Source organism: Streptomyces sp. NPDC020898 (genome assembly GCF_044333925.1).
GTDB lineage: Bacteria > Actinomycetota > Actinomycetes > Streptomycetales > Streptomycetaceae > Streptomyces.
Window position 1 is genome coordinate 39,371 of the sequence record NZ_JBIRRV010000010.1, and the last position, 22,799, is coordinate 62,169.

General features: G+C 69.6%; 22 protein-coding genes, 3 pseudogenes and 1 riboswitch. Of the genes and pseudogenes, 7 read left to right on the top strand and 18 right to left on the bottom strand.

The features are described from left to right. Nucleotides 1-55 precede the first annotated feature (55 nt). From ACH4TV_RS28745 to ACH4TV_RS28755, 3 genes are all read left to right on the top strand, one after another. The gene (locus ACH4TV_RS28745) at nt 56-475 is read left to right on the top strand and encodes a VOC family protein (RefSeq protein ID WP_398403079.1); all 420 of its coding nucleotides are present in this window, start codon (nt 56-58) and stop codon (nt 473-475) included. A 36-nt stretch (nt 476-511) separates the two neighbouring features. Further along, nucleotides 512-1,633 (top strand): LOG family protein, encoded by a 1,122-nt coding sequence (locus ACH4TV_RS28750; RefSeq protein ID WP_398403081.1) that lies wholly within the window; start codon nt 512-514, stop codon nt 1,631-1,633. Nucleotides 1,634-1,785: 152 nt separating this feature from the next. After that, on the top strand, nt 1,786-2,481 hold the full coding sequence (locus ACH4TV_RS28755) for an LAETG motif-containing sortase-dependent surface protein (protein ID WP_398403083.1): 696 nt from the start codon (nt 1,786-1,788) through the stop codon (nt 2,479-2,481). A gap of 93 nt (nt 2,482-2,574) precedes the next feature. Here the strand turns inward: ACH4TV_RS28755 and ACH4TV_RS28760 are convergent, their stop codons facing one another. From ACH4TV_RS28760 to ACH4TV_RS28790, 7 genes and pseudogenes are all read right to left on the bottom strand, one after another. Beyond that, a complete protein-coding gene (locus ACH4TV_RS28760) occupies nt 2,575-3,372 on the bottom strand; it encodes a maleylpyruvate isomerase N-terminal domain-containing protein (RefSeq protein WP_398403085.1) in 798 nt (265 codons plus the stop codon). A gap of 389 nt (nt 3,373-3,761) precedes the next feature. Further along, the gene (locus ACH4TV_RS28765) at nt 3,762-4,778 is read right to left on the bottom strand and encodes an ABC transporter ATP-binding protein (RefSeq protein ID WP_398403087.1); all 1,017 of its coding nucleotides are present in this window, start codon (nt 4,776-4,778) and stop codon (nt 3,762-3,764) included. 2 nt (nt 4,779-4,780) lie between these two features. Further along, nucleotides 4,781-6,490: an ABC transporter permease gene (locus tag ACH4TV_RS28770; protein WP_398403089.1), complete on the bottom strand. Its 1,710-nt coding sequence runs from the start codon at nt 6,488-6,490 to the stop codon at nt 4,781-4,783. Continuing rightward, nucleotides 6,466-7,551, bottom strand: coding sequence for a thiamine ABC transporter substrate binding subunit (locus tag ACH4TV_RS28775; RefSeq protein ID WP_398403091.1), 1,086 nt, complete (start codon nt 7,549-7,551; stop codon nt 6,466-6,468). Before ACH4TV_RS28775 ends, ACH4TV_RS28770 begins: the two co-directional genes overlap by 25 nt. Nucleotides 7,552-7,634: 83 nt before the next feature. Continuing rightward, nucleotides 7,635-7,755, bottom strand: a riboswitch (TPP riboswitch). A 25-nt stretch (nt 7,756-7,780) separates the two neighbouring features. Beyond that, nucleotides 7,781-8,887, bottom strand: coding sequence for a 23S rRNA (adenine(2503)-C(2))-methyltransferase RlmN (gene rlmN / locus ACH4TV_RS28780; RefSeq protein ID WP_398403092.1), 1,107 nt, complete (start codon nt 8,885-8,887; stop codon nt 7,781-7,783). Nucleotides 8,888-9,242: 355 nt separating this feature from the next. Next, on the bottom strand, nt 9,243-9,539 hold the full coding sequence (locus tag ACH4TV_RS28785; RefSeq protein WP_398403094.1) for a hypothetical protein: 297 nt from the start codon (nt 9,537-9,539) through the stop codon (nt 9,243-9,245). 165 nt (nt 9,540-9,704) lie between these two features. Continuing rightward, nucleotides 9,705-9,988: pseudogene (locus ACH4TV_RS28790) on the bottom strand (transposase); the annotation flags it as partial. Nucleotides 9,989-10,079: 91 nt separating this feature from the next. Here ACH4TV_RS28790 and ACH4TV_RS28795 point away from each other — a divergent pair. The 3 genes and pseudogenes from ACH4TV_RS28795 to ACH4TV_RS28805 all read left to right on the top strand — a co-directional run. Further along, nucleotides 10,080-10,256 (top strand): annotated as a pseudogene (locus ACH4TV_RS28795) (transposase family protein); the annotation flags it as partial. A 52-nt stretch (nt 10,257-10,308) separates the two neighbouring features. After that, nucleotides 10,309-10,530: pseudogene (locus ACH4TV_RS28800) on the top strand (site-specific integrase); the annotation flags it as partial. Nucleotides 10,531-10,584: 54 nt separating this feature from the next. Further along, entirely contained in the window at nt 10,585-11,031 is a 447-nt protein-coding gene (locus ACH4TV_RS28805) for a hypothetical protein (RefSeq protein ID WP_398403096.1), read from the top strand. Nucleotides 11,032-11,254: 223 nt separating this feature from the next. On the opposite strand, the gene ACH4TV_RS28810 is transcribed toward ACH4TV_RS28805, so the two are convergent. The 6 genes from ACH4TV_RS28810 to rpsB form a co-directional block, all read right to left on the bottom strand. After that, complete coding sequence (locus tag ACH4TV_RS28810; RefSeq protein WP_398403098.1) at nt 11,255-11,926, bottom strand: hypothetical protein; 672 nt, start codon at nt 11,924-11,926, stop codon at nt 11,255-11,257. A gap of 125 nt (nt 11,927-12,051) precedes the next feature. Next, entirely contained in the window at nt 12,052-13,179 is a 1,128-nt protein-coding gene (locus ACH4TV_RS28815; RefSeq protein WP_398403100.1) for a phosphatidate cytidylyltransferase, read from the bottom strand. Beyond that, nucleotides 13,179-13,736 carry a ribosome recycling factor gene (gene frr / locus ACH4TV_RS28820; RefSeq protein ID WP_398403102.1) on the bottom strand — a complete coding sequence of 186 codons (558 nt, stop codon included), beginning with the start codon at nt 13,734-13,736 and terminating at the stop codon, nt 13,179-13,181. Before frr ends, ACH4TV_RS28815 begins: the two co-directional genes overlap by 1 nt. 155 nt (nt 13,737-13,891) lie before the next feature. After that, nucleotides 13,892-14,650 (bottom strand): UMP kinase, encoded by a 759-nt coding sequence (gene pyrH, locus ACH4TV_RS28825; RefSeq protein WP_398403104.1) that lies wholly within the window; start codon nt 14,648-14,650, stop codon nt 13,892-13,894. 203 nt (nt 14,651-14,853) lie between these two features. After that, nucleotides 14,854-15,690, bottom strand: a complete 837-nt coding sequence (gene tsf, locus ACH4TV_RS28830; RefSeq protein ID WP_398403106.1) for a translation elongation factor Ts — start codon at nt 15,688-15,690, stop codon at nt 14,854-14,856. 98 nt (nt 15,691-15,788) lie between these two features. Then, a complete protein-coding gene (gene rpsB / locus ACH4TV_RS28835; RefSeq protein WP_398403108.1) occupies nt 15,789-16,736 on the bottom strand; it encodes a 30S ribosomal protein S2 in 948 nt (315 codons plus the stop codon). 271 nt (nt 16,737-17,007) lie between these two features. On the opposite strand from rpsB, the gene ACH4TV_RS28840 reads away from it, so the two are divergent. Then, on the top strand, nt 17,008-17,610 hold the full coding sequence (locus tag ACH4TV_RS28840) for a M23 family metallopeptidase (RefSeq protein WP_398403110.1): 603 nt from the start codon (nt 17,008-17,010) through the stop codon (nt 17,608-17,610). An 81-nt stretch (nt 17,611-17,691) separates the two neighbouring features. Here ACH4TV_RS28840 and ACH4TV_RS28845 read toward each other — a convergent pair whose 3' ends face one another. The 5 genes from ACH4TV_RS28845 to ACH4TV_RS28865 all read right to left on the bottom strand — a co-directional run bounded on the left by ACH4TV_RS28845 (nt 17,692) and on the right by ACH4TV_RS28865 (nt 22,736). Then, entirely contained in the window at nt 17,692-18,249 is a 558-nt protein-coding gene (locus ACH4TV_RS28845; protein WP_398403550.1) for a TetR/AcrR family transcriptional regulator, read from the bottom strand. A 106-nt stretch (nt 18,250-18,355) separates the two neighbouring features. Continuing rightward, nucleotides 18,356-19,198, bottom strand: coding sequence for an RNA polymerase sigma factor WhiG (gene whiG, locus ACH4TV_RS28850; RefSeq protein ID WP_398403112.1), 843 nt, complete (start codon nt 19,196-19,198; stop codon nt 18,356-18,358). Nucleotides 19,199-19,519: 321 nt separating this feature from the next. Next, entirely contained in the window at nt 19,520-20,716 is a 1,197-nt protein-coding gene (gene dprA / locus ACH4TV_RS28855; RefSeq protein WP_398403114.1) for a DNA-processing protein DprA, read from the bottom strand. Continuing rightward, on the bottom strand, nt 20,713-22,338 hold the full coding sequence (locus tag ACH4TV_RS28860) for a YifB family Mg chelatase-like AAA ATPase (RefSeq protein ID WP_398403116.1): 1,626 nt from the start codon (nt 22,336-22,338) through the stop codon (nt 20,713-20,715). The genes dprA and ACH4TV_RS28860 overlap by 4 nt, the downstream gene beginning before the upstream one ends. Continuing rightward, nucleotides 22,338-22,736 carry a YraN family protein gene (locus ACH4TV_RS28865; RefSeq protein WP_398403118.1) on the bottom strand — a complete coding sequence of 133 codons (399 nt, stop codon included), beginning with the start codon at nt 22,734-22,736 and terminating at the stop codon, nt 22,338-22,340. The genes ACH4TV_RS28860 and ACH4TV_RS28865 overlap by 1 nt, the downstream gene beginning before the upstream one ends. Nucleotides 22,737-22,799 lie beyond the last annotated feature (63 nt).

A 22,799-nucleotide genomic window follows, 5' to 3' on the forward strand; every position in this document is an offset into this window, starting at 1 on the left:
GCGCCGCCCCGGCGTCTACCCCTCGAACAGCACGCATCCGATGGGAGATACTCCGATGACCTCGCCGACGTACCAGCAGATGATCTTCGTGAACCTGCCCGTGAACGACCTCGACGCCTCGAAGAAGTTCTTCACGGAACTCGGCTACACGATCAACCCGCAGTTCACCGACGAGAACGCGGCGTCCGTCGTGATCAGCGACAGCGTCGTCGCGATGCTGCTCAAGAAGCCGTTCTACGCGACCTTCACCAAGAAGGAGATCGCGGACGCGACGCAGACCAGCGAGGTGATGATCGCGCTGAGCGCCGAGAGCCGCGAGAAGGTCGACGAGCTGGTCGACAGGGCGCTCGCCATCGGCGGCTCACCGGCGGGCGAGACCCAGGACCACGGCTTCATGTACGGCCGCTCCTTCGACGACCTCGACGGTCACCACTGGGAGGTGGCCTGGATGGACCCGGCAGCGATCCAGGGCTGAACCGGGCCGTGTCACGGGCCGTGCTTACATGGGCGGGTGCAGACGAGCCCCGCCCATGCGGCCCACCACGACGACCGTGAGATCGAGACGCTCCAGGAGTTCGACGCGACCGTCTCGGCGCGCGGCACCCTCGCCGGATTCCGCGTCCAGGCCGTCGATCTGACGGACCGTACGAAAGAACTGCTGGCCAGCGACACCGCGGGCGCCGTCTTCCTCGGCTGCCCGATGCGTGAGGACGCGGCGGCGAAGATCCGTACGGACGGCGCCCTGGTCTTCCCGCCCGTCCCGGACCTGCCCTTCGACCCGTACCGCGGCCATCTCTACTCGCCGCACGAGCTGTTCGCCGGGCTCGACAAGGGGTACGAGCGGACGCCCGACGCCCTCGCGTACGCCTGGTTCCAGCTCACCAAGGCCGACGGCGACATCTTCGCCTCGATGCTGCGCTCGGTCCACGACGACGCCATCTCCGACGCCCTCGACGAACTCCTGTACGGGACGCGGGTGGTGGGGGTGATGGGCGGGCACGCGATGGCCCGCGGGACCGAGGCGTACGCCGGTGCCGCGCGCCTGGGGCGCGAGCTGACGCGCGCGGGGTTCACGGTGGCCACGGGCGGCGGGCCGGGCGCGATGGAGGCGGCGAACCTCGGGGCGTACGCGGCCCCCTTCGAGGACGCCATGCTCGACAAGGCGTGCGAACTCCTCGCCGGGGCACCGTCGTTCGCGCCCTCGATCACCGACTGGGCGCGCGCCGCCTTCGAGGTCCGCTCGCGCTGGCCCAAGGGCGGCAGTTCGGTCGGCATCCCGACCTGGTTCTACGGGCACGAGCCGCCGAACGCCTTCGCCTCGCACATCGCCAAGTACTTCGCCAACGCCACCCGCGAGGACGGCCTGTTGGCCCGCTCGAACGCGGGGATCGTCTTCCTGCCGGGCGCCGCCGGGACCGTACAGGAGATCTTCGACAACGCGACTCCGAACTACTACGAGTCGCGCGGCGAGCCCACACCGATGGTGCTGGTGAACCGGGCGCACTGGACCGAACGGCTGCCCGCCTGGCCACTGCTCCAAGCTCTCGCGCGCGAGCGGGCGATGGAGGACCGTATCGCCCTCGTCGACCGGATCGAAGACGCTCCGGAGGCCTTGAAACGCCTCGCCGGTTAACGGGTAGGCAAAACCAATGCCTGGAACCTGCATACAGATTGACAGCCCTTACGCCGCGCTTATAAACCTGTGATTCTCCTGGGAGTGACGAGGTGATGAGGTCTCATCACTCCCTCCACCCCCCTCAGTTGTGCATCCCGCGAAGGGCAATCGTGTCCATATCTCGCCGTACCGCACGTTCTGTGCGCATTCTCGGTGTTGCGTCCGCTTCGGCCGCGCTCGCCCTGGGCGTCGCCGGCAACGCGTTCGCCTGCAACATCAGTGAGTTCTCCGCCGCCGCCAAGTGCGACGGCGAAAAGGGTGTCATCAGCGTCACCGACAAGGACCCGTCGGGCACCCCCGCCACGGTCACCGTGTTCCTGGGCGAAAAGCTCATCGGCACCCAGGACGTCGTGGGCACCCGCGAGGGCGTCACCGTCGACTTCTCGGAGGACTGGGCGCCGAACGCGACGTACCGCGTTCACATCAAGGCCGGCAACCAGGTCGACGAGGACATCAAGCCGGATCTGACCACCCCGGGCGAGGCCTGCAAGACGGAGCCGACCCCGACCCCAACGCCCACCCCGCCGGTGTCGGAGACCCCGACCCCCTCGGAGCCCGCCACGCCGACCCCGTCGGCATCGGAGCCCGAGGAGTCCGCCACCCCGACCCCGTCGGCGCCGGAGAGCACCCCGGCTGCCCCGGCGGACAGCGTTCCCACCCCCGCGGGCGGCAGCTCCAACCTCGCCGAGACCGGCGCCAGCTCGAACACCGGTGTGATCGCCGGTATCGCGGCTGCCCTGGTCGCCGTCGGTGGCGGCGCTGTCTTCTTCGGCATGCGCCGTCGTGGAACGGCCGGCAACCGCTGACGTTCCGCTCCACCCGCTGTCCCGCAGTACGTTGTGGCCCGCCCCGGTATCAAGGGGCGGGCCACTCCGCTGTCACCTGTCACCTGTCACCTGTCACCCGAAGGTGGCCCTCTCCAGCCAGAACTCCAGCAGCTCCCGGTCCCCGAGGACTTCCAACCGGGAGCTGTCCAGGGGCAGTCGGCGGTAGAAGGCGAGCATGACGTCGGTGAGCGGGCCGCGCAGGGCGACCGTCGCCTTCTCGTGGCCACGACGCCATACGAGGACGTCCTCCGTCAGCTCGACGAGCCACTCGGCGTTCAGCTCGGGGGCGGTGTCCGTGGCATGCAGATGAATACTGCGACCGGGCCCGCGCAGTTCCACCGCAGCGTCGTGCGGCTCGGTCCGCTGCACGAACTCGACGATCTGCAGCCACTCGTCGATCGCGTCGGCGGCGATGTCGGCCGCGACCTCGTACGGCAGCCCGGCGGCGAGGGTCGCGTCCGCGCGGTGGACGGTGATCTCGTGGGCCATCCGGCGCGCCCAGAACCCCGACGTGTGGATCCCGGCCCACGCCCACACCGCGGTGTCCGGCCCGGCCTCACGCAGCGCACCGACGACCAGCTCACCGGTCTCGGCCAGCCAGGCGTCCAACGCGGCGGCATCACCCTGGACATCGGGACCGCCGCCCAGGGGCACCGCTTCCTCGTCGACGTCCCCCTCGGCCCGCGTGCGCACCAGCATGTCCACCCACCGCAGCGCACCACCCGTGTGCCGCACCAGCTGCTCCAGCGACCACTCGGGACAGGTAGGCACGGTCGCGGACAGATCGGCACCGGAGGTCACGACAGTCCTCAACTGCCCCACCTGGTGGGCGATTTCATCGCAATAGCGGTCATGTTCGAGCGTCATCATGCCCCGAACCCTAAGGCCGCACCATCACCCCAGGCCCGGGATTTTCAGCGCGACAGCGGAACCTCTCAACCACCGGCGGCATCTTCAGCCCGTCCGGCGTTCGAGGACGAGACCCGTCCGGCCCCAGCTTCTCTCCCACCCACCAGCCCCCGCCGCTTCTCCAGCCCAGGCCCCCGCCTCTCAGCCCGTCCGGCGTTCGAGGACAAGGCCCGTCCGGCCCCAGCTTCTCTCCCACCCACCAGCCCCCGCCGCTTCTCCAGCCCAGGCCCCCGCCTCTCAGCCCGTCCGGCGTTTGAGGACGAGCGCGTCCAGCGCGAAAGGGGGGTCTGGGGGCGCAGCCCCCATGGATGGGACGGGTAGGGGCGGCGGGGGCGAAAACAGCCGACCCCTCACCCCAGCACGACAACTTCCGCCGCATCGAAGGCGACCCCGACCTCATCCCCCGACTCCGGCGCCTCCCGCAGCGCACACGCCGCCTCCAGCCGAGGCGCATCCTCCGGCTGAAGCTGCACGGCGACATGCGTACCCCGGAAGGTACGCGCGGCCACGGAGCAGCGCAGGCCCTCGTCGGCAGGCACCAGACGCACACCGGCGGGCCGTACGAGCAGCGTGCGCACCCCCTGCACGGCGCCCTCAGGAACCGGCACCTTGCCCCAGGGCGTGTCCGCGACCTGCCCGCTCACCGTCGCCCCGACGACATTGTCGAAGCCGAGAAACCGCGCCACGAACTCATCAACAGGCCGCTGCCAGACCTCGAGCGGCGTACCGGACTGGGCGATCCGCCCGTCGCGCATCACGATCACCCGGTCGGCGAGGGCGAAGGCCTCGCCCTGGTCGTGGGTCACGGCGAGCACGGTGGTGCCCAACCGCCCGAAGAGTTCCCGGAGTTCGACGACGAGCCGCTCGCGCAGCGAGCGGTCCAGCTGGCCGAGCGGCTCATCGAGCATCAGCAGCCGGGGGCGGGGCGCGAGAGCGCGGGCCAGGGCGACGCGCTGCTGCTCCCCGCCGGACAGCGCGGCGACGGCCCGCCCAGCGGCCCCCGGCAACCCAACCAACTCCAGCAACTCCCGCACACGCACGTCCTGTTGAGCCCTGGACACGCGGTGCATACGCAGCCCGAAGGCGACGTTGCCACCAACGTCCCGCTGGGGGAACAGCTGGTGGTCCTGGAACATCAGACCGACCTCGCGCTTGTGCGCCGGCACACCGGAGAGATCCCGGCCGTCGAGCAACACCCGCCCCGCGTCCAGGGGTTGGAGTCCCGCAACCGCCCGCAGCAGCGTCGACTTGCCGCTGCCGCTCGGCCCCAGCACGCACACGATCTCGTGCTCGTCGACATCGAGACCGACATCGTCGAGCACGGCCCGCGGCCCGAACCGTACGGTCGCGCCTTCGAGACTGAGCATGGTCAGAACTCCCCCGTCCGGTCGGTCCGCAGCCGCTCCAGCACCAGCAGGGCCACCGCACACACCACCATCAAGATCGTCGAAAGGGCCATCGCCTGGCCGTAGTTGAGGTCACCCGGGCGCCCGAGCAGCCGGGCCACCGCGACCGGCAGGGTCGGATTGTCGGGCCGGGCGATGAACACGGTCGCCCCGAACTCACCGAGCGACACGGCGAACGCGAACCCGGCCGCGACCAGCAGCGCCCGCCGCACGATCGGCAGATCGACCTCACGCCACACCCGCCAGGGCGAGGCCCCGAGCACGGCCGCCGCCTCCCTGAGCCGCCCGTCCACGGCCCGCAGCACCGGCAGCATGGTCCGCACGACGAACGGCACCCCGACCAGCGCCTGCGCCAGCGGTACGAGGATCCAGCTGCTCCGCAGATCCAGCGGCGGCTCGTCGAGCGCGATGAGGAACCCGAACCCGACGGTCACCGCCGACACCCCGAGCGGCAGCATCAACAGCGCGTCGAACCCCCGTACGATCCGCCCGGCATCGCGCCGGGTGAGTGCCACGGCGGCCAGCGACCCGACGACGACGGCGATGCCGGTGGCGGCGACGGCGTACTGGAGCGAGTTCCCGATCGCGGCGATCGGCGCCACCAGGAAGATCCCGGAGTCGTCGCTGGTGAGCGCCCTGTAGTAACCAAGGCCGGCACCCCCGGGCGTACCGAACGACCGCTGCACGAGCACGCCGAGCGGCAGCACGAGCAGCAGGGCGATACTCGCCAGCACCCCACCCAAGAGCGCCCATTGCCCCCGGCCGCGCGGCCGGCGCGCTGTCGTCTCCGGCGCCACGAGCCGCAGGGCGCTCTCCCGCCGCCGTACCGTCCCGGCGTGCACGGCGAGGATCGCGCCCACGGCCACGAACTGGACGATCGTCAGGACGGCGGCCGTCCCGAGGTCGAAGATCTCCGAGGTCTGGCGGTAGATCTCCACTTCGAGGGTGGCGAAGGTCGGCCCGCCGAGGATCTGCACCACCCCGAAGGACGTGAACGTGAAGAGGAAGACCATGAGCGCGGCGGCGGCGACAGCGGGCCCGAGGGCGGGCAGGGTGACCCGCCGCCAGGCCGCGAACCGCGAGGCGCCGAGCATCCGCGCGGCCTCCTCCTGCCGCGGATCGAGCTGCGCCCACAGCCCTCCAACGGTCCGTACGACGACGGCGTAGTTGAAGAAGACATGCGCGAGCAGGATCGCCCACACGGTCGTGTCCAGCCGTATGCCCCACAGCTCGTCGAGCAGCCCGCCGCGCCCGACCAGCGCCAGGAACGCCGTACCGACGACGACCGTCGGCAGCACGAACGGCACGGTCACCACGGCCCGCAGAATCTGCTTGCCCCTGAAATCGAAGCGCGCGAAGACATACGCGCCGGGGAGCGCGATCAGCAGCGTGAGCACGGTCGACGCGAGCGCCTGCCAGGTGGTGAACCAGAGGACGTGCCGGATGCCGGAGTCCCCGAGCACCTCCCCCACCTGCCCGAACCGCCAGACCCCGTCGACGTGGAGACCGCGCGCGACGATCGCGGCGACGGGGTAGGCGAAGAAGAGCGCGAAGAAGACGACGGGCAGCACGAGCAGGGCGCCCCGCAGAGCAGCGCCCTTCCCGCGCGCGGCCACATCGGCCGCTTCGCCTGCTTCCGCTCCTGCGGCTACTTCAGTACGAGCGATGTCCACGCCTTGACCCACTGGTCACGGTGTTCGGCGATCTTCGCGGGGTCCATGGTCTCGGGGTCCTTGGCCTGCGGCCCGAACTCGGTGAACTCGGCGGGCACCTGGGCACCCTCCCGCACGGGGTACACGAACATGTTCAGCGGCATGTCCTCCTGGAAGGTCTTGCCGACAAGGAAGTCGAGCAGCGCCTTGCCGCCCGTGCCGTTCTTGGCGTTGCTCAGTAGCCCGGCGTACTCGACCTGCCGGAAGCAGGTGCCGGTGGCGACCCCCGTCGGGGCGGTGGCCGGCTTCGGGTCGGCGAAGATCACCTCGGCGGGCGGCGAGGAGGCGTACGAGACGACGAGCGGCCGGTCGCCCTTGGCCTTCTTACCGCCGGCCGACCCGGAGAACTCCTCGTTGTAGGCCTGCTCCCACCCGTCGACGACCTTCACGCCGTTGGCCTTGAGCTTCGTCCAGTAGTCGACCCAGCCGTCGTCGCCGTACTTGGCGGCGCTCCCGAGCAGGAACCCGAGCCCGGGAGAGGAGGTGGAGGCGTTCTCGGTGACCAGCAGATTTTTGTACGCGGGCTTGATCAGATCGTCGAGGGACTCGGGCGGGGTCAGCTTGTGCTCGCTGAACCAGGCCTTGTCGTAGTTGACGCAGATGTCACCGGTGTCGATCGGCGTGACCCGGTGCTTGTCCTGGTCAGCCCGGTACGCGGGCAGGATCGCGCCGGCGTCCTTCACCTCGTACGGCTGGAAAAGCCCGTTGTCGAGCGCGCGGGAGAGCAGGGTGTTGTCGACGCCGAAGAAGACGTCGCCCTGCGGGTTGTCCTTGGTCAGGATCGCCTTGTTGACGGCCTGCCCGGCGTCGCCGTCCTTGAGGACCTTGACGGTGTACCCGGACTGCTTCTCGAAGGCGGCGAGGACGCCCTTCGAGACGGCCCACGAGTCATGGCTGATGAGGGTGACTGTCTTGGACTCGGCAGCCGAGCCGCTGCCCCCGCCGTCCTCGGACCCGCACGCGGTCAGCGTGACAAGGCCGAGCCCGACGGCCACGGCCGTGACCTGCCTGGTGATGCTCACTGGAATTTTCCTCCTGGGATGACCAGGAAGAGACGCGGCCCTGCCCGCGACCCGACGGACGGGTCCCGGGCAGGGCGCAACAGCAAGAGTGATGACCGAACTTCCTACCCAGAATGACCTGGGCGAGGTTCAGAGGGTCTGCGGCCCACCAATGTGATCTGGCTGCCGCACTCTCAGCGCTGTGGCGCTCCCCTGTCGGAATATGAAGATATGTATGTACGGCGTAAGACTACCGCTCGGTGGCCGCGAGCTGCCCGCACGCCCCGTCGATCTCCTGCCCCCGGGTGTCCCGAACGGTGACGGGCACCCCGTGGGCGGCGATCGCCTCGACGAACGCCTTCTCGTCCTCGGGCCGCGAGGCGGTCCACTTCGACCCCGGAGTCGGGTTCAGCGGAATCAGGTTGACGTGCACAGGCTTGCCCTTGAGCAGCCGCCCGAGCCGGTCCCCACGCCAGGCCTGGTCGTTGATGTCCCGGATCAGCGCGTACTCGATGGACAGCCGGCGCCCCGACCGGGCCGCGTACTCCCACCCTGCGTCGAGAACCTCCCGCACCTTCCACCGCGTGTTGACGGGCACGAGGGTGTCGCGCAGCTCGTCGTCGGGGGCGTGCAGGGAGATGGCGAGGCGGCACTTGAAGCCCTCGTCGGAGAACCGGTGGATGGCCGGTACCAGTCCGACGGTCGAGACGGTGATCCCACGCTGCGACAGCCCGAGCCCGTCCGGCTCGGGGTCAGTCAGCGCGCGGATGGCACCGACGACCCGCTTGTAGTTGGCGAGGGGCTCGCCCATGCCCATGAACACGATGTTGGAGAGACGCGCAGGACCGCCAGGAATCTCGCCGTCCCTCAGCGCCCGCATGCCATCGACAATCTGATGCACGATCTCGGCGGTGGACAGATTCCGGTCCAGCCCCGCCTGCCCGGTCGCGCAGAACGGGCAGTTCATCCCGCAGCCGGCCTGCGAGCTGATGCACATGGTCACCCGGTCCGGGTACCGCATGAGCACCGACTCGACGAGCGTCCCGTCGACCATCCGCCACAGCGTCTTACGCGTGGTCTCCTGGTCGGTCGACAGATGACGGACGACCGTCATCAGCTCCGGAAGCAGCGCCTCCTGGAGCTTGCCGCGCGAGGCGGCCGGAATGTCCGTCCACTCGGCCGGATCGTGCGCGAACCGCGCGAAGTAGTGCTGCGAGAGCTGCTTGGCACGAAACGGCTTCTCACCGATCGCGGCAACCGCCTCTTTACGCTCAGCGGGCGTGAGATCGGCGAGATGCCGCGGCGGCTTCTGAGCTCCGCGCGGGGCGACGAATGTGAGTTCTCCGGGCTTAGGCATGGCTGTACCAGTGTCGCAGATCGAATCGTGTGACCTGGTGCGCGAGCCGGGGTGGGTGGTCGTCGTTGGTCGTCTCTGGTCGTCATGGGCCCCCTCGGACGGCCCACAGGCGGCCCGCACGCCATAGTCGGAGGGTGCGTCTGTGCTGGTAGAGCCCGTGCAAGTTCTACCGGTCGGGTACAGCTTGTCCGACTCTACGAGACGGGCCGCTGGACAGACGGACCGCCCATGGGCCGGCCCTCAGTCAGGCGGGGTGCGCGCACGGCGGTGAACGGTGGCGTCCCGCTGAGTGGTGTAGCCGGTCGTGGCTCGGGAACGCGCGGGTGACGGTGGCCTCTGCCGCCCACGCGATCCGCTACTGGATGACCTCGTAGATCTCCTTGTAGCCGGATACCGCGTTGCTGTTGAGCGTATCGATCAGTGACTGGGCGTTGGGATCCACGAAGGAAGCTCGCTCCATGGAGAAGTACTGGTCGAGGCTGTCGAATTCCCATTGGCAGACGACCGTATCCATGGGACCGGCGTAGTCGACGTAGATTCGCCGGTTCGCGTACCCGGCCTCCTCAAACATCTTGGTGAGGGTCTTGAACGCCGCCACGATCTCCGGCGCCTTCCCGCGTTCAGCTTGGTAGACCTCGCGCATCATGTACATGATGTGACCCTGCTTTCCTGCTCGAGCAGTAATCGAACTAACCAAGCGCTACTTTTTCATGCTAAGTCAGCAAAATGCCGCCGCCATGCCGAGCGAGGTCCGGCTATCAGCAGCGTGATCTGGACGTCTCCTGCCTTGGGGTCTGGCTGTACGTCCTCCCTGCACCTCGACCGAGCGGGTCGAGACCTCATGCACGTATGCCTCCATGACCACGGCGAACAGAGCCCGGTCGATCCGCCGGCGCCGATCCAGCAGAGAGGGGGAGAACGACCCGGTCCGCACCTTGGGGATCTTCAGATCGAGGTCGCCGGCCTGGCTGGTCAGCAGCCTCTCCCGGTGCCCGTTGCGCCAGGTGGTGCGCTGGTCGGAGTGCTCGCCCGGGGCGGCGCCGATGGTCTCAGTGGCGGCCTCATGAGCTCCTGCAGAATGCGCTCGCACAGCACCCTGATCGTCTCAACTCCGTCGGCGGTACGCAGTGAGCCTTTTCCAACCTCCCGCGTTGGCTGAGCAGTTGGCCTGACAGGCGGATGAAGCCCGGAACGTCGGCGCATTCTCGGCACCCGATGGCGGCGCCTGAGCGCGGGCCGACAGGCCCTGCTCACCCTCGTCCACCTGCGCAACGGCCGGCCCTGTGCCCAGCTCGCGGCCGGCTTCGGGATCGGCACCACCACCGTCTACCAGTACGTCACCGAGGCCGTCGAGCTCCTGGCCGCCCTTCGCGAACATCGGTGGTCTTGAGAAGCTCCAAGTCGAGAAGGGCGCCAAGTACGAGTCCGCGCGCGAGCACGGCATGCACGCGCTGAGGCACTTCTACGCGTCCGCGCTCCTGGACGCCGGCGAGAACATCAAGGCCGTCAGCCAGTACCTGGGGGACTCCGACCCGGGGCTGACCCTGCGTGTGTACGCGCACCTCATGCCATCGAGTCAGGAGCGAACCAACAAAGCAGTGGACAGCGTTCTTTCCCTCGACAAGCACGTACCGCCTCAGTAACTGCGTCCACCGATTCGGCATGCAGCGAGTGACGGCGAGGGAACAATGCCGACTATGGACGCATGGGGGACGTTGCTCGCAACCATCGTCGGTGCGGCGATCGCGCTATTGGGACAGCACCTCGTGAAGCGCGCTGAGGGCAAGGCTCGCCTGGCAGAGCTGCTCTTGGAGCAATGTGCCCTGTTAGCCGCCTCATCCCGAGACTTCCAGAACCGGGTCTGGGAAGAGCAGGTCCTCAGCATGGAAGACCGCGTCAGCAACTGGGATCTGTCAGCTCACGAGCTGGCATCTGCCCGGCTGCACATCCTTTCGACAGATCAGACCCTGCTCTCAGCACTGGACGAACTGAACAAGGCCGGCCAGCAACTCGGTAGCTACTGGCGTCGCGGCAATGTCGACCAAGCCGGGTACACCAGCCGTTTGAACCGGTACCGTGCCGCCACCGCACAGTTCATCGCCGCGAGCGGCGCGGTGGTTCGCCGCCGCCTCTCACAGGCCTGATCGGCGCAGCCCCACGGCCCACAGACGGCCCAGCTACCGAAACAGGCCCCCTACCTGCACCAAACGCGCAGGTAGGGGGCCTGTTGCTGCCGGATCAGTGCCAGTTCTCCGGGCTTAGGCACGGCCATACCAGTGCCGCAGACATCCGGACAGGCCCCTCGCCGCCCTGTGGACAACCCCCGCAGCAGGAACAAAAGCCCAGCCCAGCAGGCCCTCTACACCCTCACCGAGGCGCAGCGGCCATGACCCCCCGGAGCTGCACGACCTCCCGCTCCAGCTCGCGATAGTGATCGCTGACCTTGCGCCGGGCCGTCGGTGTGACACGGCCCCCGTCGAGCTCGGTCAACTGATCGCCCAGGGCCGTGAGGCCGGCCTGCCAGTCGTCCCAGTCGTCGGCGCCCCGGGCGGCGGCCAGCTCGTCCTGGGCGGCACGCAGGGCCGTGTGGGCCCCCTCGCGCAGCGGGACCAGGTCGGCGCGCAGCCGTTCGGTGCGCTCGCGGAGATAGGCGATGGATTCACCGACTCCGGTGAACGTCTCCCCCAGCTCGGTCATCGTCCTGATGTGCCCCCCGAGCGCTTCCAGCCAGGGCGCGGCCACCTCGACACCGTGCTCGGCCGCCACGACGGTCCCGGTGCGGATCTCGTCGTAGCGCCGGGACACACCGTCCAGGTCGGCGAAGACGCTCACCGCGCCGAGCGTCTGCTCGCGGATGGTGTCCGAGGGCAGCCCGTCGCCCCGGTCGAGGAGCGCTTCGAGCCGTGCCAGTTCGCCCTGCACCGCCCGGCGCAGCTCCAGCAGCGCCTGGTGAGCGGCATCGGCCGCCTCGACAGGGCCGACGACAGCTGCCAGCCCCTCGGCCTGCCGCTGCTGCTTGAGACGACTACGCCCCCACATGCACGCCACCCCTTCCGGACACATCGACCGCACTGAAGTCGATCTTAGGTTCGAAAGGGGTGGTTTCAGGCCGACATAGGTGTTTCACAGGAAACCCGGACCGTACTGGAACATTCCGATCGACCTCACCCGACGAAGGCGACGAACAGCAACCACACGACCGGAGCCGTCGGCAGCAACGAGTCCAGCCGGTCCATGATGCCGCCGTGCCCCGGCAGCAGTGTGCCCATGTCCTTGATGCCCAGGTCCCGCTTGATCATGGACTCACCGAGGTCGCCCAGCGTGGCACTGACCGCGACCGCGAGGCCCAGCACCAGACCCTGCCACCAGGTGCCGTCGTCGATCGCGAACTCCATGAGCAGCGCGCCCGCCACCATCGCGAACGCGACCGCTCCGAACAGGCCCTCGCGGGTCTTGCCGGGGCTGATGCGCGGCGCGAGCTTGTTCTTGCCGAAGCGCCAGCCGATCGCATACGCGCCGGTGTCGCTGACGACGGTCAGGAGCAGGAACGTCATCACGCGCTGCGCACCGTCGTCGGCGGTGAGCATCATCGCGACGAACGTGGCCAGGAACGGGACGTAGAAGGCCGCGAAGACCCCTGCCGTGACGTCCCTGAGGTAGCCCTCCGGTGGTTCCGTCATGCGCCAGACCAGGACGGCGAGCGCGGTGAGCGCCATCGCGACCCATGCGCCCTCGGGACCCCGGACGTATCCGGAGACGACCATCGCGGCCCCGCCGAGCGCGAGCGGCACCAGGGGTGCCTTGATGCCCTTGCGCTCCTGGAGCCGGGACGTCAGCTCCCACAGGCCCACCACGACGGCGACAGTTATCACGCCGACGAAGGCGGCCTTGACGACGAACAACGACGCGATGATCACCGCACCGAGCCCGACGCCGACCCCTATGGCCGCGCCCAGGTCCCGCCCCGCGCTCTTCTTCTGCGGTGCGGGGGCGGGCTGCGAGGCATCGTCGGGCGTGGGCATGGAATCCGGCTTCTGCGGCACCGCCCCATAGGGCTGTGCCTGCGGCATCTCGTCGCGGAACAAGGGGCCGCCCGGCCGAGCGGCCCCCCTGTCGTCATCCTGGTTTCCGCCATGTGCGGGTACGTCGGGCACGATGGGCATGGGGCGAGTCTGCGGCGCGTGCTGCGCATCGTACGTGGGACCCGCCGGGGCAGCCCCCTGGACAGGCCCCTGGTCGGACGGCCCCCAGTACCCGGCGTGTGGCGGCGCCCCCCAGGAAGAGTCGTTCATCAGACTTCGAGAAGCTCCGCTTCCTTGTGCTTGAGGAGCTCGTCCACCTGCGTGACGTACTTCGCGGTGGTGTCGTCGAGCTCCTTCTCCGCGCGGCGGCCCTCGTCCTCGCCGACCTCGCCGTCCTTGACGAACTTGTCGATGGCGTCCTTGGCCTTGCGCCGGATCGCCCGGATCGAGATCTTGGAGTCCTCGGCCTTGGTCCGGGCCACCTTGATGTAGTCCTTGCGGCGCTCCTGGGTGAGCTCGGGGAACACCACGCGGATGATGTTTCCGTCATTGCTCGGGTTGACGCCGAGGTCGGAGTCGCGGATCGCCTGCTCGATGTTGCGCATCGCGGTCTTGTCGAACGGGGTCACCACCGCCATGCGCGGTTCGGGCACGGAGAACGAGGCCAACTGGTTGATCGGCGTCAACGCGCCGTAGTAGTCGGCCACGATCTTGTTGAACATCGCCGGGTGCGCACGGCCGGTGCGGATCGCGGCGAAGTCCTCCTTGGCGACCACGACGGCCTTCTCCATCTTCTCCTCGGCCTCGAGGAGGGTCTCTTCGATCACCACTTGCTCCTGCGTGTCTTGAGTAGGCCCGGCTGCTGTTCTCGGTCGGGTTCGGCGGCCGGCTGCGTCGCGTCTTCTTCCTGCACGGTTCCCGACCGGCAGGACATTGTCCATCCCCCGCTCAGGGTGCGTCCCCGGGCAGGGCTGATCCCCGGTCAGTCCCGGCTGCTGTGTTCACCCACGAGAGTGCCGATCTTCTCACCCTTGACGGCCCGAGCGATATTGCCCTCGGCCAGAAGCTCGAAGACCAGGATCGGGAGCTTGTTGTCGCGGCACAGCGTGATCGCGGTCATATCGGCGACCTTGAGGTCCCGGGTGATGACCTCGCCGTAGCCGAGCGAGTCGAACTTGACGGCCTCGGGGTTGGTCTTCGGGTCGGAGTCGTAGACCCCGTCCACGCCGTTCTTGCCCATCAGCAGCGCCTCGGCGTCGATCTCCAGGGCGCGCTGTGCGGCGGTGGTGTCGGTGGAGAAGTACGGCATGCCCATACCGGCGCCGAAGATGACCACACGGCCCTTCTCCAGGTGCCGTACGGCGCGCAGCGGGATGTAGGGCTCGGCGACCTGCCCCATGGTGATGGCGGTCTGGACCCGGCTGTCGATGCCCTCCTTCTCCAGGAAGTCCTGGAGAGCGAGGCAGTTCATGACGGTGCCGAGCATGCCCATGTAGTCCGAGCGGGCCCGGTCCATGCCGCGCTGCTGGAGTTCCGCGCCGCGAAAGAAGTTGCCGCCGCCGAGGACGACGGCGATCTGGGAGCCGTCGCGCACGACGGCCGCGATCTCACGGGCGATCTTGTGCACCACGTCGGGGTCGACGCCCAGGCCCCCGCCACCGGAGAAGGCCTCTCCGGACAGCTTCAGCATGTACCGGCCGCGCACTTTGCCGTCGTCGCTCTTCTGGGCCTTGGTGGTCATGGAGAATCTCGCCTCTTCACGTGTCACACATACGAAGGAGGCCACTGCCGATGGGGTGTCGATCGCATCCCATGTTCGGCAATGGCCTCCTCGTCAGATCTGCTGTCGTCCGCCACGCGCGCGTGCGTGACGGCGTACGCGCGCGACTGCCGTCGACCCTATAGGCATGCCTACGTGGGCCGCGCGTCGATCGCGGTACGGACTCAGATGCCGACCTTGATGCGCGTGAAGCGCTTCAGGGTGACACCGGCCTCGTCCAGGACCTTCTGGACGGACTTCTTGTTGTCCAGCGCGTACGGCTGGCCGAGCAGCGTGGCGTCCTTGAAGAAGCCGTTGACGCGCCCCTCGACGATCTTCGGCAGGGCGGCCTCGGGCTTGCCCTCGGCGCGGGTGGTCTCCTCGGCGACACGACGCTCGGTCTCGACGACCTCGGCCGGCACGTCCTCCTTGGAGAGGTACTTCGGCGCGAAGGCGGCGATGTGCTGAGCGATGCCCTTGGCGACCTCGGCGTTGGGCTTGTCCAGCTCGACGAGGACACCGATCTGCGGGGGCAGGTCGGGCATCGTGCGGTGCATGTACGCCAGTACGAAACCGTCCGCGAACTGCGCGAAGCGGTCCAGGACGATCTTCTCGCCCAGGTTGGCGTTGGCCTCGTCGACGAACGCCTGAACCGTCTTGCCGGGCTCGATCTCGGAGGCGAGGAGCGCCTCCAGGTCGGCCGGGGAGGTCTTGGCGACGTGCTCGGCGAGCGTGCCCGCGGCAGCCTGGAACTTCTCGCCCTTGGCGACGAAGTCCGTCTCGCACTTCAGCTCGACCAGAACACCGGAGGTGTTGTCGTCGGCGATGATCGAGACGACGGCGCCGTTCTCGGCGGAACGGCCCTCGCGCTTGGCGACGCCCTTCTGGCCCTTGATGCGCAGGGCCTCTACGGCCTTGTCGACATCGCCCTCGGCCTCGTCCAGCGCCTTCTTGCAGTCCATCATGCCGGCGCCGGTGAGCTCACGGAGCTTCTTGACGTCGGCGGCGGTGTAGTTCGCCATGATTCTCGGAGTCTCTCTCGAAGTCTGAAAGATCTACGGATCGAAGGCGGGGGCCCGATGGAGGTGCCCCCGCCGTCAACAACCCGAAGGGGTGAGGGTCAGGCCTGCTCGGCGTCCGCGGCCGGAGCCTCGGCGACGGGAGCCTCGACGGGGGCCTCAGCGGCGACCTCGGCGTCAGCAGCGGCCTCGGCCGGAGCCTCGGCAGCGGCCTCCTCGGCGGGGGCCTCAACAGCAGCGGCCTCAGCGGCGGGGGCCTCGGCGTCGTCGGCCTTCTTCTCGCCCTCGAGGAGCTCGCGCTCCCACTCGGCGAGGGGCTCGGCGACGGCCTTCTCGCCCTTGTCACCGGTGTTGACGCCGGAACGGGACATGAGGCCCTCGGCGACAGCGTCGGCGATCACGCGGGTGAGCAGGGTGACGGAGCGGATCGCGTCGTCGTTGCCCGGGATCTTGTAGTCGACCTCGTCGGGGTCGCAGTTGGTGTCGAGGATCGCGACGACCGGAATGTTGAGCTTCCGGGCCTCACCGACCGCGATGTGCTCCTTCTTGGTGTCCACGATCCAGACGGCGCTGGGCACCTTGGACATCTCGCGGATACCACCGAGGGTCTTCTCCAGCTTGGCCTTCTCGCGCGAGAGCACGAGAAGCTCCTTCTTGGTCAGACCGGACGCGGCGACGTCCTCGAAGTCGATCTGCTCAAGCTCCTTGAGGCGCTGCAGACGCTTGTAGACGGTCGAGAAGTTGGTGAGCATGCCGCCCAGCCAGCGCTGGTTGACGTAAGGCATGCCGACGCGGGTCGCCTGCTCGGCGATCGCCTCCTGCGCCTGCTTCTTCGTGCCGACGAACATGACCGTGCCGCCGTGGGCGACGGTCTCCTTGACGAACTCGTAGGCGCGGTCGATGTACGACAGCGACTGGAGCAGGTCGATGATGTAGATGCCGTTGCGCTCCGTGAAGATGAAGCGCTTCATCTTCGGGTTCCAACGACGGGTCTGGTGACCGAAGTGGACGCCGCTTTCCAGCAGCTCCCGCATCGTGACGACGGCCATGGCCGTTCTCCTTGTGTTTCTCGGTTGTGCTGTGGGCACCGGCCGGCACCCACGCCTGACGCCCGCATACGCCTTGCCACGAGGGACCGAGAGGCGCTGACACCCACCCTGTACGGGGCTGGATGCCGGGGCGTGCGAAGTCGACCCGGTGACCCGGATCGCCAAAGGAAGTGTACGGGACCCGCGAGGCCTCGGGTGACGCCGTTGTCCACAACCGGTCAGTACTCCACAGGCCCGCCCACACCGCCACGAATCCGGCCAGGCTCCTCCCATGCGAGCGAAACGAGGAGTGCGTACGGGGCTTGGACTGCTGCTGTGCCTGACGTTGACGGCATCGGCGGCGTCGACGGCACGGGGAGCCTGGACAGCCCCGGCACCCCGGACCGACCCCACCTCGACAAACGCCCCGCCCACCCCGACCGTCGGCCGCACCTGGCCGGTCGGAACCCGCCCGCTGGTCCTACGAGCCTGGGAACCGCCCCCATCGCCCTACGCCCGCGGCCACCGAGGCGTGGACCTGACTGCCACCCCCGGCGCCCCGGTCCGGGCAGTGGCACCGGGCCGGGTGCACTTCGCAGGCCGGGTGGCGGGAAGGGGCGTCGTCTCGGTGGAGCTGTCGGGCACGGGCACCCCATCCCTGCGCACGACCTACGAACCGGTGACGGCCACGGTGAAAAAGGGCGCGGAGGTGACGGCGGGCGAGGTGGTGGGCACGGTGGAGATCGGGGCCGGGCACTGCACGGCCGCGTGTGTGCACTGGGGTCTGCTGAGAGGGGACACGTACCTGGACCCGTTGACGCTGCTTCCCCCGTGGCTGCTCCGCAGGGGCCCGTCCCGCCTGCTGCCGGTACTGGGCGTACCGCTGCCGACGTAGACGCGGCGGAGCCTGCGGCGGGCATGCATCCCCGCGACCGACTCTCAGCCCACTACCCCGCTGCCCCGCCCGCGGCCGGGTTCAGCCCCGCACACCCCGCAGAGCCATCCCCACAGCCGCATCCGTGATCACCGCAGGATCTTCCGCCACCCCGAACTCGATCCGCCGCACAGCCGCGTCGACGATCCCCTGCAAGAGCATCGCGGCCATCCGAGGCTGCTCATGCCCGATGTCCCGCAGCGCCTCGACCACCATGGCCACGAGCGCCCCGTGCGCCGCCCGGATCTTCTCCCGGGCCCCCGCGTCCAGCTCGCTCGCCGAGATCGCCACCACGGCCCGGTGCCGTCGGTCGCCCACCAGGGCGAGCTGCCTGCGCACATACGCCTCGACCTTGCCCTCGGGCCCGTCCGCCGCGGCCATCGCCGCCTCGACCTCGGCCGCCCAGACCGGGAAGTCGACCTCGCACAGTTCCTCGACGACGGCCGCCCGCGACCGGAAGTACTCATAGACGGAGGACCGCGCCAGCCCTGTCCGCTCGGCAAGAGCCGGGAAGGTCAGCGCCTCCGTCCCGCCCTCGGACAGCAGGGACCTCGCCGCGTCCAACAGGGCGGCTCGCTGCATCGACCGGTGCTCGGCCACGGAGGCCGCTCGAATCCTTGGCACGTCAACCACTGTACGGACGGACCGCCCCGGAGGGGAGACACTCCGGCCACCAAGGTCGGCCGGACAGACCGGACCGGCCGGCTCAGCGACCGAAGCTCGCCAGTTTCGCGCGCAGTTGCAGGACCGACTTCGTGTGGATCTGGCTGACCCGGCTCTCGGTCACACCGAGCACGTTGCCGATCTCCGCGAGAGTGAGGCCCTCGTAGTAGTACAGCGTCACCACGGTCTTCTCCCGGTCGGGCAGCGTGTTGATCGCCCGAGCCAGGAACCGCCTGAGTTCGCGACCCTCGGCCACCTCGACCGGGTTGTCGGCGGCGGTGTCCTCCAGCGTGTCCATGAGGCTCAGCCGGTCCCCGCCCTCACCCCCGGCGTGCAGCAGTTCCTCCAGCGCCACGACATTCGCCAGCGACAACTGGCTGAACACCGCGTGGAGATCGTCCACCGCGATGCCCATCTCGGCGGCGACCTCACCCTCCGACGGCGTCCGCCGCAGCCGCGCCTCCAGCGTCGTGTATGCCCGCTCCACGTTCCGCGCCTTCTGCCGCACCGACCGCGGGATCCAGTCCAGCGCCCGCAGTTCGTCGATCATCGCGCCCCGGATGCGCGTGATCGCGTACGTCTCGAACTTGATCTCCCGCTCGATGTCGAACTTCTCGATCGCGTCGATCAGCCCGAACACCCCGGAGGAGACGAAGTCCGCCTGCTCGACGTTGGGCGGCAGCCCGACGCTCACCCGGCCGGCGACGTACTTCACGAGCGGCGAGTAGTGCAGGATCAGCTGCTCGCGCAGCCGCTCGTCGCCCGTCGTCTTGTACGAACGCCACAGCTCGTCGAGCGTCGAGGGAGCGGGCGGGCGCACGTTACCGCCGTCGCGGGCGGCCGGTGGGGCCGCCGCCCGGTCGGACCCGGAGGTGTGCTGGGGCATACGTCGCCTTGTGCCGTTCTGCCGTGAACCGGTGGTGACTGGGTGAGTGCCCGGGTGGGCCGTCGGTCTGATGCGGTCTGATGTCGAATTACCTGTCCGGTCGAATTGCGTGTCCGACTGCCGGTCTGAGCCGGAATCCACGTGAGCGTAGCGTGACTGGAGCGTCGCAGTGTGCGAGGTAGTGGGTACGGGCCGTACGCAGATACGTTCCGCTGGACGCCCCCAGGGTCACGGTCGTCGCTCTGTGTGACCATTGGAGCGGATCAACTGCGGGAATTACCAAGGGCGTCGGGCATCCCCCGGACGGCCGAACACGCTCGGTCAGCACCGGTCCCGGCCTGGCCGGACGGAGATCATCGCCTGGCGTGTCAACTTCCAGCCGTCGCCGTGTCGTTCGACGTAACCAAGTGATCGGAGCTCGTACAGTCTGGCGACCGCGTCGTCCTTCGCCGTCGACGCGCCCCGCGCGATGTCGTCCACCGTCGCCGTCCCGCGTGCGGGCAGCGCAGCGAGGACACGTTCCGCCGCCGCCTCCAGCAGGTCGCGCGGGAGCACCGGCCCACGCCGGTCCGGTGCGAGGTCGCCCATGTCCCCGACCAGCTCGGCGACTTCCGCGGCATCGGTGACCAGCATCGCGTCCTCGCGCAGGAGTTCGTGCACACCGGCCGAGAGCCCGCTGGTGGCAGGTCCGGGCACCCCCATCGTGAACCGCCCCAGCCGCTGCGCCGCCCTGGCCGTGACGAGCGAGCCGCTGCGGTACGCGGCCTCGACGACCACGGTCCCCCGGGTGAGGGCCGCGATCACCCGGTTCCGCATCACGAACCGGCTCGGCGTCGGATGTTCACCGGGCGGCAACTCGCCCACCACCAGCCCCTGTTCGGCGATCCTGGTGATCAACTGCGTGTGCCCGCGCGGGTAGGGCCGGTCGACCCCGCAGGCGAGTACGGCGACGGTGGCCCCGCCCGCCCCGAGCGCGCCCCGATGCGCGGCCCCGTCGACCCCGTACGCCCCGCCCGACACCACCACCCACCCGCGCTCTGCGAGCCCGGCGGAGAGCGTGGCCGCCATGTGGGCGCCGTACTCGGTGCAGGCCCGGGCTCCCACCACCGCGACCGAGCGCAGCGCCCACATCCGCAGACTGGGCCGTCCCCGCACCCACAGTCCCGTGGGCCGGGCGTCCCCGAGGTCGTCGAGCTGTGTGGGCCACTCCGGCTCGCCGGGCCACACGAACCGCACCCCCGCCGCCCGCGCGACGTCGAGATCCCGCTCGGGCTCGGCCCGTGCCGCCCGCGCGCACAGCCCCGCCCACCGGGTCCTGGTGACGCCGGTCAGCATCGGCCCGCCGTCCCGCAGCCGCCGCACCACCTCCACGGCCCCGCACTCCCGGACCCACCGCCCGGCGACCTCGTCCCCCGGCTCGACGACCCGGGCCAGGAACACCCGGGCAAGCCCGTCCTCACCCAACCGACCACTCGGCTCACCGCCCCCGGCCGCACCCCCGGTCGCATCCCCCGTCACGTCAGCGCCCCGATCGCCATCGGCACCCCTCGCGGCACCCCCGTGCGCAGTTGCAGCGCCAGGGCGACATCCGTCGCGTCGGGCCGGTCGTGGCCTACGAGGTCCGCGACGGTCCAGGCGACGCGGAGGACGCGGTCGATCCCGCGCGCGGTGAGCACCCCCCGTTCCAGGTTCCGCTCGGCCTCCTCCATCGCCCCGGGCACGGCATGCCAGCGACTGCGCAGCTCCCGCCCCGGCACCTCGCTGTTCGTACGCCACGGGGTCCCCACAAGCCGCGCCGTCGTCCGCTCCCGGGCCGCCCGCACCCGCTCGGCGACCGTCGCCGTGGACTCGCCTCGCGCCCCGCACTCGGTGAGCTGGGAGCGCGTGACCCGGTCCACCTCGACCCGCAGGTCGACCCGGTCGAGCAGCGGCCCGGAGAGCCGGGCCTGATAGCGCCGGATCACCGAGGGTGGGCATTCGCACAGGGTGTCCCGTTGCGAGAAACGGCCGCACGGGCATGGATTGGCTGCCAGCACCATGAGGAACCGCGCGGGAAACCGCACGACCCCCGCACTCCGCGCGATCACGACGTGCCCGGCCTCCAGGGGCTGCCGCAGCGCATCCAGGACCTGGCTGCCGAACTCCGGGGTCTCGTCAAGAAAAAGCACTCCGCGATGAGCCAGCGACACGGCTCCGGGCCGCGCGATCCCCTGCCCACCGCCGACGAGTGCCTGCATGGTGGCCGAGTGGTGCGGGGCGCAGTAGGGCGCCGTGTCGACCAGAGGTTTGCCGGGTGGCAGCAGGCCCGCGACCGAGTGCACAGCGGTGACCTCCAGCGACTCCTGCCGGGTGAGCCGGGGCAGGACGGCGGGCAGCCGCTCGGCGAGCATGGTCTTGCCGGCCCCCGGTGGCCCTTCCAGGAACACGTGGTGACCGCCGGCCGCGGCCACCTCCATCGCCGTGCGCGCGGAGTGCTGGCCCACCACGTCGGCCAGGTCGTGGCCGTTGTCGTACTGGGCGGCGCCCATGCCGTGCATGCCCGTGGCGGCCCCGGTGCCCGGCATCCGCAGGCCCGCCATGAGCGGGTCCGGGCGGCCGTGCTCGTCCGGTTCCTCGTCGGGTACGGGCTCGTCCGTGAGGACGGCGATGAGCTGCCGCAGGCTGCGCACACCGAGCACCGACACCCCGGGGACCAGCGCGGCCTCGGCGGCGGCGCACTCTGGCACGACCACCTGTTCGTAGCCCGCGTCCGCCGCCGCCAGCACCGCCGGCAGGATGCCCCGGACGGGCCGCACCCGGCCGTCGAGGCCCAGCTCTCCGATCATCACGATGTCGGCGAGGACCCGGGGATCGATTCGTTCGGCGGCCCCGAGCACGGCCGCCGCGACGGCGAGATCGAACCCGCTGCCGCTCTTGGGCACGGATGCCGGACTGAGCCCCACCGTGAGCTTCTTCTGCGGCCACGCGGCTCCGGAGTTGACGACCGCCGCGCGCACGCGGTCCTTGCTCTCCGTCAGGCTCTTGTCGGGCAGTCCCACCAGGGTGAACGCGGCGACGCCGGGTTCGAGATCGGCCTGGACCTCGACGACCACGCCCTCGACGCCGACCAGCGCCACCGAACACGTACGGGCGAATCCCATCACGCCACCCCCCGCGCGTGTTCCACCACGGGTGCGCCGCGCTCGGGCAGCAGAACGCCGATCAGGTCGATGCGGACCCCGCCGGGTGGCGCTCCCCCGTGTTCCTGAACCCAGCGCTCGGCCAGGCCCCGCAGCCGCTCCGCCTTGGCCGGCGTGACAGCCGCCATCGGGTGCTGGAATACCCCCGCCGGCCCGCTCGTCCTACGGGTCTTGACCTCACAGACGACGAGCGCGTCGCCGTCCCGGGCCACGATGTCGATCTCGCCGGTCCGGCCTGCGCGCCAGTTGCGGTCCAGGACCGTCATTCCGGCCTCGGCCAGCCGCCGCGCGGCCAGTCCCTCGCCGTACCTGCCCAGTGCACCGCGCTGTGTGTTGCTTCGCGGGTTACGTGTGTTCATGTCGGCACCACCTCCGGCGCCAACAATGCGGGCAGTTCAGCGAGCTATTGGATCTTGGTGGAC